This is a genomic window from Parapedobacter indicus (assembly GCF_900113765.1).
GTDB lineage: Bacteria > Bacteroidota > Bacteroidia > Sphingobacteriales > Sphingobacteriaceae > Parapedobacter > Parapedobacter indicus.
This window is the reverse complement of record NZ_FOQO01000001.1, coordinates 827,114-838,576: the sequence shown is the minus strand read 5'-3', so window position 1 is coordinate 838,576 and position 11,463 is coordinate 827,114. Positions and strand designations below refer to the sequence as shown.

At 47.5% G+C, this 11,463-nt stretch carries 16 protein-coding genes; all 16 read right to left on the bottom strand.

The annotated features are described in order from the left end of the window. Positions 1-7 precede the first annotated feature (7 nt). Positions 8-217 carry a hypothetical protein gene (locus BMZ56_RS03540; protein WP_090624257.1) on the bottom strand — a complete coding sequence of 70 codons (210 nt, stop codon included), beginning with the start codon at positions 215-217 and terminating at the stop codon, positions 8-10. Continuing rightward, entirely contained in the window at positions 210-815 is a 606-nt protein-coding gene (locus BMZ56_RS03535) for a master DNA invertase Mpi family serine-type recombinase (RefSeq protein WP_090624255.1), read from the bottom strand. The genes BMZ56_RS03540 and BMZ56_RS03535 overlap by 8 nt, the downstream gene beginning before the upstream one ends. Positions 816-915: 100 nt before the next feature. Further along, positions 916-1,329 carry a hypothetical protein gene (locus BMZ56_RS03530; protein WP_090624254.1) on the bottom strand — a complete coding sequence of 138 codons (414 nt, stop codon included), beginning with the start codon at positions 1,327-1,329 and terminating at the stop codon, positions 916-918. Then, positions 1,326-2,276, bottom strand: coding sequence for an HNH endonuclease family protein (locus BMZ56_RS03525; protein ID WP_090624251.1), 951 nt, complete (start codon positions 2,274-2,276; stop codon positions 1,326-1,328). Before BMZ56_RS03525 ends, BMZ56_RS03530 begins: the two co-directional genes overlap by 4 nt. Beyond that, positions 2,273-3,535, bottom strand: a complete 1,263-nt coding sequence (locus tag BMZ56_RS03520; protein WP_177195016.1) for a PcfJ domain-containing protein — start codon at positions 3,533-3,535, stop codon at positions 2,273-2,275. Before BMZ56_RS03520 ends, BMZ56_RS03525 begins: the two co-directional genes overlap by 4 nt. Positions 3,536-3,561: 26 nt before the next feature. Beyond that, entirely contained in the window at positions 3,562-3,975 is a 414-nt protein-coding gene (locus BMZ56_RS03515; protein WP_090624247.1) for a PcfK-like family protein, read from the bottom strand. 48 nt (positions 3,976-4,023) lie between these two features. Continuing rightward, the gene (locus BMZ56_RS03510) at positions 4,024-4,767 is read right to left on the bottom strand and encodes a hypothetical protein (RefSeq protein WP_090624244.1); all 744 of its coding nucleotides are present in this window, start codon (positions 4,765-4,767) and stop codon (positions 4,024-4,026) included. A gap of 31 nt (positions 4,768-4,798) precedes the next feature. Beyond that, entirely contained in the window at positions 4,799-5,221 is a 423-nt protein-coding gene (locus tag BMZ56_RS03505) for a hypothetical protein (protein WP_090624242.1), read from the bottom strand. Between the two features lie 18 nt (positions 5,222-5,239). After that, positions 5,240-6,244, bottom strand: a complete 1,005-nt coding sequence (locus BMZ56_RS03500; protein ID WP_143072835.1) for a hypothetical protein — start codon at positions 6,242-6,244, stop codon at positions 5,240-5,242. A gap of 13 nt (positions 6,245-6,257) precedes the next feature. Next, positions 6,258-6,992: an MBL fold metallo-hydrolase gene (locus BMZ56_RS03495; RefSeq protein ID WP_090624238.1), complete on the bottom strand. Its 735-nt coding sequence runs from the start codon at positions 6,990-6,992 to the stop codon at positions 6,258-6,260. A gap of 2 nt (positions 6,993-6,994) precedes the next feature. After that, on the bottom strand, positions 6,995-8,110 hold the full coding sequence (locus BMZ56_RS03490; protein WP_090624236.1) for a recombinase RecT: 1,116 nt from the start codon (positions 8,108-8,110) through the stop codon (positions 6,995-6,997). 171 nt (positions 8,111-8,281) lie between these two features. After that, the gene (locus BMZ56_RS03485) at positions 8,282-10,318 is read right to left on the bottom strand and encodes an AAA family ATPase (protein WP_090624234.1); all 2,037 of its coding nucleotides are present in this window, start codon (positions 10,316-10,318) and stop codon (positions 8,282-8,284) included. A gap of 2 nt (positions 10,319-10,320) precedes the next feature. Then, on the bottom strand, positions 10,321-10,560 hold the full coding sequence (locus BMZ56_RS03480) for a hypothetical protein (RefSeq protein WP_090624232.1): 240 nt from the start codon (positions 10,558-10,560) through the stop codon (positions 10,321-10,323). Next, on the bottom strand, positions 10,557-10,817 hold the full coding sequence (locus tag BMZ56_RS03475) for a hypothetical protein (RefSeq protein ID WP_143072834.1): 261 nt from the start codon (positions 10,815-10,817) through the stop codon (positions 10,557-10,559). Before BMZ56_RS03475 ends, BMZ56_RS03480 begins: the two co-directional genes overlap by 4 nt. A gap of 18 nt (positions 10,818-10,835) precedes the next feature. Beyond that, complete coding sequence (locus BMZ56_RS03470) at positions 10,836-11,159, bottom strand: hypothetical protein (protein ID WP_143072833.1); 324 nt, start codon at positions 11,157-11,159, stop codon at positions 10,836-10,838. 35 nt (positions 11,160-11,194) lie between these two features. Beyond that, the gene (locus BMZ56_RS03465; protein WP_090624225.1) at positions 11,195-11,455 is read right to left on the bottom strand and encodes a hypothetical protein; all 261 of its coding nucleotides are present in this window, start codon (positions 11,453-11,455) and stop codon (positions 11,195-11,197) included. Between the last annotated feature and the right edge of the window lie 8 nt (positions 11,456-11,463).

Here is an 11,463-nt window from a genome sequence, read left to right as displayed (position 1 = left end):
TAAATAGTCAGGTATTGTTATCGATGAGTTGCTTTGCCCCTTCTCCGAATCTGGCTTTAATAAAATCATCCATTGATCCTTCATATCGATAAGTCTCTTCCAATCTGCGGTCGAGTTCGACTATATCTATAACTTTTCGACCGAATAAAGCGGTCAGCAACCCATCGATGGGAACCTTGAAACCAAGGATTTCCGACAATTTTTTGATTTCATTCATTTTTCAGTCGTTTTTCGAGAACAAACTCGCGGACGGTATTGCGGTGAACTTTCAGTAGTCGGCCGATCACTGAGTATGGGACTTTCGCCTTCAGGTACCCTTTGATTTCATCTTCTTTGCCGGACAGCTTGTAGGTGGTATTTTTATTGCCTACGGGACGCCCCAATACCACACCTTCAGCTTTCTTTCTGGCTAACGCCTCCTTGGTTCTTTGCGAGATAAGATTGCGCTCTATCTCGGCTGAAAGACCGAACGCGAACGCAAGAACCTTCGATGATATATCATTGCCCAGCCGATAGTTATCTTTTATAGTCCACACCTTTAAACCCTTCTCCATACAACCATGCAAAATACCCATCACCTGCATCAAATTACGCCCAAGTCTAGAAAGTTCACAGGCGATCATGAGATCGTCAGTTACCATTTTTTCAAGTAGTCCGCTGAGTTGCCGCTTTTCCAATTTTACCGCTGAGCTTATGGTTTCTTCCACCCATTCATCAATGATTAAATTATTTGATTTCGCAAAATGCTCTATTTGAAACCGCTGATTTGCCGTATCCTGCTTGTCTGTACTTACCCTAATATATCCATATGTCATATTTCTTTTCCTCCTATCTTTGATGATGGTCAGCAGACCGTTTAGCTATCTAAATACGCGACAGCTGATTAGCGTCCACAGACCATCACAAGATCGTCAATTATTTACCCCGCATTACTTTAATCATCTCCACTTCCACCTTGGCCAGGTCAATGATCGTTTTCACCGCATCATTTATGGCCGACGCCTGGGGAACGAAATCCTTATCCCGCTTGAGACGGCTGATGGTATCCAATAGGGTGTTCTTTAACTCGAGGCCACTGCTGTTAATCACAGTCTGGTGTTGTAAGCCGGTGGCGTTCGTAACCTGCAAAGCCTCCATTTCTTTCACTTCGTCGAATGTCTGAATTACCTGGTCGAAGTCCTCCATCAAGATGGTTATATCGGCGCGATCCGTTGTTATCTTTACGACGTGCGTAATTGCAAACCGCAAAACATGGTGCCTTTCATTTTTATATCGGTAAATTTTTCCCCTCATGCCAGTCATCACCTTCTCAATTTCAAATTGTGTCATTTTAGTTGCTCTTTAAGTTCTCTTTGAAGTAATAGTTGGTTCCTTTTAAGTTCGATCAGATCAGGCATCTGTTTAACGATTTCCCGCTGATCGGGTCGCCCGGAAGTCAAAATACCGGCGACATAGTTGTCGCTGAGGCCGATGATAGATTTAACGGAATTTCTTTTGGCCAATTCGGCGTTGGAGATCAGCAAAAGGTTGTCGTCAGCGCGGTTATACGGGTTCCTGTCGGCGAATATTACATTCATGCCCTTCTGTACCGGACCTCGCAGCTGCTCCCAACGCCAAGGCGCCCAGTGAAGCCAACGGCCATCCACCTTAATCACCGGAAATACGGAGATCCCTCCCCGTTTCCTCCAATACCTGATTTCGCCTTCTTTCGCCGCGCCCCTGGTTTGCCACATCCTCCTGTTTGCCTCAGCATATACCCCCCGTTGCCTGTGTCCTTCCCGGATCGCGTCGCGTTCGGCAGTTGTTCGCTTGAGCTTCAGGTACCGTCGCTTCTTTTCGATGTGCTTTTTGGTCCAGCGTTTGGCTTTAGGCCACTTGGACTCGAAGATTTCCGCAAGCTCCAGGTCACCGATCTGCCGGTAGTTTTCTACAAGGAATTTTACCTGATCTTCCGTCCAGTATTCCAATTGCATCCGTTTCATGCCAAGTTCATACAGGCGCGTCCGTGTGACGGACAACTTCAAGCCCAGGGCATCGGCAATCTGCCGGTTGTCCAGCCTCTCATAGTTTTGTCTTATGAACATATCCATTTCAGGCGTCCATTGCGTCTTACCACAAGCCCTCGAACGGGCATCGGGCCCTTTATGCAGGTCCAAAACCTTGGCGCGTTCACATATGTAATAATAGCTCCAGCCGGTGATAGCTGTTATCTCGCGATTCGTATTAGCTGGATACAACTCTCGGAGCCTTGCGTCCATATCTGCAGTCCAAATCATGCGGTTTTATCGAGTTTTTGACGACGATCCCGGATTTTATTCATATTCCGATTGACTAGATTAACTATTTTCATGTGATGTTCTGAAGGGTTATTCCTCAAACCTCTCGATTGAATCACCTTCATTTCTGACAACGAGATCTCAATCGTTTCGATGGGGTTTCCTTTGAAAGTAGCTGACATCACGAGTGAATCATGCTTCCTGAAATATTTATTCGCAAATAGGCAATGTTTGTGGATATCGCCTTCCTCCATAAATTCCCTTACATGTTCCAGTACCCGTACAGATATATGTCCCGCTTTAAATTGGATCCCGAAAAAAGCTTGCTTTGCTTTTTCATAGGCAGCCTGCTCTTCCTCCATGTAACGTCTCATTGCTTCTACTTCCCTGCGCCGTTCCTCAACTCTCTTTTTCTTGACCAATCGATCATGTTCTCGTTTTAGGTTTGACGGACAAACGAATTTTGGGTTTCGAAGGTCCTTTCGGAAATACTTCAATAAATCCATGTAGTCCAACCACATCAGAGCATCTTTTACTTTATACTTGTTCCGGATACATATTTTAATGCTGTCCCAATACCGGTCGACCATCGACCTCCTTGTCGACGCCGCCTTTATCAGCAACAATTTGTATTGACGAGCTTTTAGAAGCGTCTCAGCGCGCGGATCATGCGTAATTGCCGTGAATAATTCGAATGCTGTTAAACCATGAAGTTTTCCTTTAAACCCATTTCGCTTGAATATTGGCAAACAGTTGGGTCCCGGAAGGACGTTTATTGGATCGGGATCGTATTTTTGATGAAACTGGTGTTTGTCTCGGATCCCGAATTCGTAACCGAAACTATCAAGATTCCAATGTAGGTGATGTAACTTGGCTACGATCTCAACGATTCCGTCAGGAGTAAAGAATTGATGGATAACTTCACGCACGGATATGTCCGCTTTTTTCCCAGATCGATGGAAACTTTTTAGCTCAAATAACCGCACGAATTGGAATCCCTCGACAACATCTAAGTGAGCAACGAACTCCCTTTGTTCCATTTTCTTCTTACGAGTTACTTCAATTTTTAGTTTCGTGTTGCATTTCGGGCAAACGCAAGTATTTACCGTGCCTATATTCGGCCACTCGTGTCCGCAATCCAGGCATGACGTTCTACTTTTGGTTTGATACGCAATATGCTTAAGGCATTTATCAATTGCCCATGCTTTTTCTTCTTCGCTGAGGCCGGTATTCTCTTGGCTCAATTTGAAAAACCGCATCTGTTGTTTAGTCCTTGGCCTCATGATCAGTCGAATAATGATGGTGATAAAACCTCCGGTCTATTCCCTTTATGTTTTGTCGGCTTTTGCTTTAACCGATCAATTTCTGCCTTCACTACCGAATTATATGCGTCCTTTTTAGCTGCTTCAATCTCTTCCTTTGATAATTTCGGAGCACGATTGGTGACTACACGGTAATTTTTCACTGCTGCACCTGGCTTGATATCGTCTTCATCATAGTAATGGACTGCCATTCCGAAGATCTCCTGATCGGTGAATCCGCTTCGGCCACTCGTCTTAACGGCATTTAAAATGTATGTGACACAATCGTCAATGTTCTTTTTTGGCTTTTTTAGCGTCTCAGCGAAAAGCGGATCTTTCGCCGCCAAACCTTTCAGGTGCTCGCTGATAATTTCTTTAAATGAATCTGTTGCTTTCATCGTTGTTGCTGCGTTAAAAGCGGGCGGGTCATCCCCGCCCGGTGAATGTTACTTTTCGATGATCACGATATCCGGTGCTATTTCCTCGATTTCGTGAAGCACCTCATCGATCGCGCTATCCCTGATCTCTTCCAACGTGTCGTTGGCTTCAGGGGAAACCAGCGTGCAGGTCAGGTCATCCGGATTGAAATAAACCTCCACCTCGAATGTCTCTTTGGGCATACCCTTGAAAATGGGCATAACTACCTTGAATTTTTCGGGCACATTGGATTCGACGGTCTGCTGGAGCAATATCTTGCGGTTGCCACGGTCGTCATTATTTTTCTCCAAGTCCTTTTCGACCTTTGCTTTGAAGTTCTTCAGTTCGTGAACTAGCTTCATGGCGACCTGGATGTTCTCAAATGCGGAACGGTTCATCTTGATCAATTCGGCCATTTCGTAAGTGGTCCGATAGTGGCCACTATTGATGCCGAATTTCTTGAATGTCGGATGTTCCGTAATAACGCCCACAATCTGACCATTGGAGTACGGATCATCTTCATTGAAGTCCAGCGTAATAGTCAATGACTCCCGGTTGACCGTAATGAAGGCTTTTTTCTGGTCGATCTCTCCGACGCGCTTTTGAAGAAAACGGAATGGGCTGTCGAGGATACCGGCGATCTTAACCTTTAGCGGCTCCAGCGCGGGAAGGGCCTTGCCTTCGCGGATGATAAGCTCGCACACCTTTGAATCATGGTCTGTAGCTTCCAGTACCGCCTCTTTGATGATTTCGTTTTGAAGTTCTTTGTTCATTTCAATTGAATTATTGGGTTAAATAATAGAGTTAGTCTTCCGTGCCATTACGAAGTGCGAAAAGTCCGCGTTGGCGTTCTTCCGGCGCTAACGGACGCGATTCGATCAGGTCTCCTATAGCGTTATAATATTCCACTCGGCCGTTTTCATGATCGATGAATTTGTAGCAGTCCTCGGACACCAATTGCGCGCGCTGCTTGATGTTTTTCAGTAGCGACTTCTTTTCCGTTTTCAGTGGGTCGAATTTGGCCTTCAGCTGGACGGCGAGAGCTTTCTTCTCATCCTCGATATCGTCCATCTCGATGGATACCGTTGATAGCCGGTTTTTCATGGCGACAATCTCCTCTTCGGTGAACTTTTTCATGTAGCTCATCCGCTCCGGGGCGTCGCAGTTGTCCCGGAGAAATCCCTCTCTTTCGCGAAGGGGTAAATGCTCGGCAATGTTCTTTTTCATTGTTGCTGTGATTAAAAATTAGATATGACAATCGTAAACAGAGATCAATGTGTCACCCGGAAGCGAATCGAGTAGTTTGTTGAACTCAGTATTCCAATCGGAAGCGTCCATTTCGTTTGAGACGATACCCCACCAGCCCATTTCGCCGCGCTGATGCCAATTTCCGTCCTTGATGATCGCAAATGTTGAGATAGCCTCATTTGCTGCCTTTGAAGCGTATTCTTCACGGGTCAATTGGTAATCCTCAAGCTTCAGGAAAAACAGGAAATCGCGAAGTTCGCGGTCGTCCTTGGATGACTCTCGCAAAACTTTCAGTTGTTGCATCGCGGATTGGTTATGATAGGTATCATGCTTTTGTTCGATGGTCAGGCCCTTGTCGGCCAGCAACGTCTCCCACATAAAATCCATCCTTGGAATTTCGCCGCCGAAAAGCTCAGCCAACCTATCGTAACGACCTATGGCATCAGCACGCGCTTCGTCGCGCATTCCTTTCAGATCTATATCCTCCAATTTTGCTTGATCGGTGTACCCTGGTTTGGCCTGACGCCTGAATAAACCCGGCTCACCGTTAGTTCCTACCGCTCCTTGTTTCAGTTTGAGATGCCCGGTCCAACGGCCACCTAATTGATACCAATCCCATTTTGCGTTCGGATTTTCCCAGTAGCCGAACCTGCCGTCCTCGGATGGTGCGTAGCCGCAATATTCGGACATGTATTGTTCGAACGTAGGGTACAGTTCACTTACCAAGATCTCCTTTTCGGTCCAGCCTTCCGGACATACGTAATTAGATCCATTCAAGAGGCCGTCAGACACCCGAAATCTATCCTGATACTTCGATAGGGTCTCTCCTTCAGGGGAAACGAAAACGGTTGTTTCGTCGGTCGAGTATGTTTCTCGATGCTCGGCCTCGATATCATTAAATTTTAGGTACTCTTTAGGGCAATCGCCCATGTTGTTTTCTTGGTACGGTGCAAGTTGCTTTTCGGGGTCATTGCCGATCACCATAACTGTAAAATGTGACATGCTGTATCTAAGTTTAAAATGGTGTTACATTGAAATTATTAATTGTTAGGCCCGCCGTGGCCACGGTAACCGTCTTGCATGTGGCGCTTTCGATCATCTGCTGGAACTGCTTTGCATCGCTGTTACGGTCCGAAAGGTGTATCAGTACAATGTTATTGACCTTGCGGAGATCGTTCGCCTGAAGGGTGCTGATACACGTCTCTACCGACATATGATCGTTGATTACGCGATCTCTGAGGAACTTCTTATCCGACAACGTTCGATCGATTATATCCTCGCTGTAATTGGCCTCTATGATGATATTCGTAAGGCCGGGGAAACGATAATCACAATAGGTTGTGTCAGTCAGGAAAAGCGTCGTACCCATTTCCGGATGCCGGATAAGGAAACCGCATGGTTCGGTTGTGTTATGATGGGTATCGAATGCTATTACCGCAAACGGGCCAATGTGATAGGCTTGGCCGATCTTCATAGGGTTGAATCTGTAGCTTTTGTACCCAAATGCCCGTAATGTTCCGGCGGTTGCCCATACATCCAGCCCGGCATTTACAGCGCCTGCAACGCCCTTGGAATGGTCCCCATGTTCATGGGTCACACAGACACCCGCCACACGTGACAGATCGAAGTCAAGCGCGCGTTTGATTATCTCGAATCGCACCCCGCACTCGACAATGAGGGTATTGCCCCCATTGTCGGTGAAGAGATAGCAGTTACCCGCGGATGATGAACCTATGACGTGCAGCTTCATGGCTAGTCGTCGAAGCTAAATGAAGGCTGCATTCCGGCGGCCGGGTTCTGTTTGTTTGCTGCAGGTTGCTTTTCCGGCTGTTGTGCCGATGTAGGCATCGTCACCTTTTCGGTGGCAGATGGCAATTCCTGAGCCTTGTCCTCTACAACCTCGGCATCCTCGAACGACATTTCTTTGCGGTTGGCGTTTTGGTTGATGTCTTTGGCCACTTGGCTGGATACAGGATCCGAATCCATTTCCCTTTCCGCTTGAATCGCCTTCAGGTAATGCTCGTCGATCTTCTCGCTGTCGATGGTGATGGCATCGTAGGCAGCACGTTTCAATGTTTTCCATGCCATTTCCTCATACCAGCCTTCCACTTCTTCCTTCCCTACCTTGACGTTCCTGTTTTTGGCTTTATCATACTCCCACTTGTCCTTTTCCCCGCCCCAAAACTCCACGGAAGCATACTTAGGTTTCCGTTTGTCTATCTGGGCTTTAGTATAAACCCGAAGCTTATTCTTTTCGGGATTGCTATGGTACACGTGATAGTAGAAACCACCGACGATGTCGCCACGGTCGAACGCATCGACCACATCGAACTCATACGACTCGACCGGATTGTCCTTGCTTTTCTTGTGTACCTTGAAATGGTCGTTGGAATAGACAAGTTCGATTATGACGTCATCCGGGATATCGTAACCATATTTCCGAGCCTTAAGCTCGATCCCATCGTACCCCATCATGAAGGTGATGTCGTACTTTTCCGTCTTGTTGTTTTTATACGGAATGAGATTGATGTGGTTCTTTTGGAGTGGATCCAGCCCGATGACGGAATACGAGATCACATCAAGTGCAAGCTGCTGCATGTTGATGTTGTTCCAGCTGTATTCAAGGTGGTCCTGATCTTCCGGCGCCTTGGCTTTTGCGTTCTTATCCAGTCGTTTCTGATCGGCTGCTTTGAGGACCATATCCAGTTTGATGAAGTAATTCTGAATTACCTTCTTTTGGAAATTGGTCACTCTCGACACGTCACCGACCACGGCGGCAAATTCCTTCATTACCGCCGCGGTGAAGCGCTCACTTGGTGTTTGTTGCGGGGCTTTCTGTACCCCTGTTTGTTGCTGCTGATTACTCATTTTATTGTTGCTTTTTGTTTTTGTGAATGCATTGTTTGTAAGTCGATGTCGGCATCGGCATCTTGATTTTGTCGCACCACATTATTGCCGGATGGTCACCGATGTCTTGATAGATGCATCCCGTGCAACTGACATTCGGTACCGGCTTATGTGGTGCGACTTTTTTTGCCACTACGCTACCCTCAATTTCTCATCGGCGGGTGAAACAATCAGATTGATTACCTGGGCCGCGGTATCCGGTATGTTTGACACGGACTCGCGGTTATCGAGGAATACCGGCGCGGTGACGCCATGGTGGGCCGACAGCGTATTAATAATGTCGATCCCCACAAGAATTTTTGCAGCATTATTCAGGTCGGGGAACGGCACACCTTGATACGTTGTCACACAGGTCGGTTCCTCTCCCCCATTGATCAGATGGTTGAATAGCTTGAAATTGGCGTACTTAAACATGCCGTTGACACGGCGCTCCAGTTCCTCTGATTTAGCCTTCTCGTAGCTTTCAGCGACGAACTCCTGGCGTTCGATGGCCGCTAGCTCTTGCGCCATAGTTTTCTCCTGTGCCTTCAGTTCGTTGATACGATTGTCGGCCGCGGTGATCCGGTCCTTGATAAGGAGTTTTCGTTTGGCGGCATCAAGGTCGGCATTAATGATTGCCTTTTTCGTACGCAAGTCGCTGAGGTCAATCCCGGGACGGTTTCGAAGTGCTTCGTCGATGCCCTCAATATCCTTGATATTAGCATTGAAATCGGCATGTTCCGCCAGTCTATCGGCTACCGGCGTTACCACCACCTTATTTGATTTAACGGCTTCCAACTGGGCTTGGAGATCATTTAACGCGGCTTGCTCCGTTTCGTGCTGGCTTTGCAGATCTGTGAGGGTTTTATTAATGGCTTCTTTCGTGGTCGACACTTCCGTCTCGGCACGGGTAAGCTCCTCGTTCAGGCGGTTCATATCGGCTTTCAAGGCGTCACCACGCTCTTTGATGGAGCGGAGCTCGTTCATTTTATTCTCGTTGAACTTGGCGATGATATCATTCATATTATGCGCCTCATGCTCGCGGCCGCACTCAGAGCAAACCAAGCTATTCGGGTCGATCTCTTTGGCGTTCACCGTCTCAAACTGCGTCCGTAGGGAAGCAATGCGACCGTTTATCTCTTCACGGTCCCGGGAAATACGACGGATGCGGTCATTATGGGATGAGTCCAAACTGGACAGCTGAGATTTTTGCCGGTTTGCAGTCGATTCGATTTCTGCAAGCGCCGTATATTGACGGCTAATTTTGTCGGAGAGCTCCTTTTCCGCACTGCCAGATTTAATGACATCGGAATTGTATTCCTGCGTTACCTTCGCGCGAATCCCTTGATTAAGGGTTTCCAACGTGTGCTTCCGCTGAGTCAGTTCACGGATCGCCTCGTTTTCTGTCTTTTGGACCTCGTTACGGTCCTCTATCTGCTTTTCGATTGCATCATATTGGGCTTGTAGGGTGTCGATCTCGGCCTGTATCTCCGTTTCATCGACCAACTCCGGTTTAGATCGTTCCAACTCGTCTATACGTGGAGGGATCATAGCTAACTCTTCTTTTAGCCGTTTCTTTTCAACCGCATTCATCGCCCGCAACTCCTTAAGGGTTTTACCCGATAGCGACTCCAGCAGCTTAGCAAAGTCGGGATTGATACCAATCAATTCTTCATCCGTCACTTCCCCTGCTATCTCCTGGAGAATGGCCCGGCGGTCTTGCCATTTGATGGAGTTGAAGTAAAGCGGATTGGTCAGTAGCTTGAATACGTTCTCGGGCAGGATGTCGTTTATCCTTGCAGCGTACTCCCCGGCTTGCATCGGCACGTCATTCCAAAAGTACAGGTGTTCATTGCCGGTGAATTCGGCGGTCTCCTCCCCTCTCTTCTTTACCCACTTTTCCTTCATTAAGTGGCGCAAACTGATTTCCTCTCCATCCACAATAAGGATGGCCGACACCTCGTTTTCGGTTCGTTGCTTAGCATTGCCTTTCCCGTCCAGCGGTTTGATCTCGAAATCTTTCCGGTCTGTTGAATCCTTACCAAAAAGCAGGAACAAAAACGCATCGAAGACGGTCGTCTTCCCTGACGCATTCGCACCTAGGATGGAAGTGACCTGCTGGAAGGGAATGGTTAGTTTTGATATTCCCTTAAAGTTGATGATTGTCAGTGATTTTATAATGATATTCATGGTTATGCTGATTTTACACCGTAATTAAATGAGGTTTCGCCACGGCTTTCCGTGCGGGCACTATTGATTGCAGATTCCAGGAGCAGCAGCGTCGCCATTGAATGGACCGCCATATCCAGTGGATGCTCGTGGCCCAAAAACCAGCCTCGGTGATCTCGGAACACCTGTACCGCCCCCTTGGAATACACGCCTCCAGACCCCTTGAAACCTGCCTTTTTTAAACTTGATTCCGTGATGCTCATGCCCGTGCCCTTTCAAGTTGCGCCTCTGCCTGTAGTCTCATGCTTTCCATCTGTATGAGTGCATCTAGCTGCTCTACAGGCATCACCACGATAGCAATGGGACCGCTCCTGAATGTGCGGCAGTGCGCGGCTTTCAGTGCCTCATCCCGGATGTACTGCCTCCATTCAGGGAAACCCTCCATCGAGGGGTTGTTTTTGTTGAAATCCAAAGGGTATAAGCTTCTTACCCCCCTTGGCTTGATTGTTGACTTTTGCATGTTGCTGCGATTTATTTGTTACTTTAATTCGTCGAGATTAACCTTGACGCCTTTATCCTTGAAAGCCATGGAATTGACGTAAGCCGCGAGTGAGGCTGATGCCGAAATAGCCTCCAGCTCTGAACGTTCCAGCCGCCATTTCTCCCCAAATCCACCGCGGGGCGTCACGAGACGGTTACGGATCCACATGTCAACCTTGGTGCGGCCGTATAGTCTGTAGGCTTCGGCTTTGGTGATGAACGGCTTCAACTGTCCTATCTCGGTTAAAACCTGTACCGCGCCAACTTTCGCGACGTCTTTAAGCACGTCCCTCATTTCCGATAGCTGTTCCCTATTTAGCATTGCTGAGAATGATTTGTCCACACGTGCCGGGCACATTACCCGGCACTCACTGCGGACTGTTGTTGCTGCGTAATTTCTTCCTGAGTGAGGCGGCGCACATGGAACTTGCGATCACCCGTTTTAGCGGTCGACGTCCAAGTTGTAAAGGACAGATCAGGCCGTTCGTACTTCACACGCCTGGATATCGCATGACGGATAGCCACTTCTTTGGAGGTGTCGTATTCACGTTCCTCTCCTTCCTGAAATGTTTGAAATATATCAAACCATGTTACCACTATCGGTTCTTTGAATTCCATTTGATTAT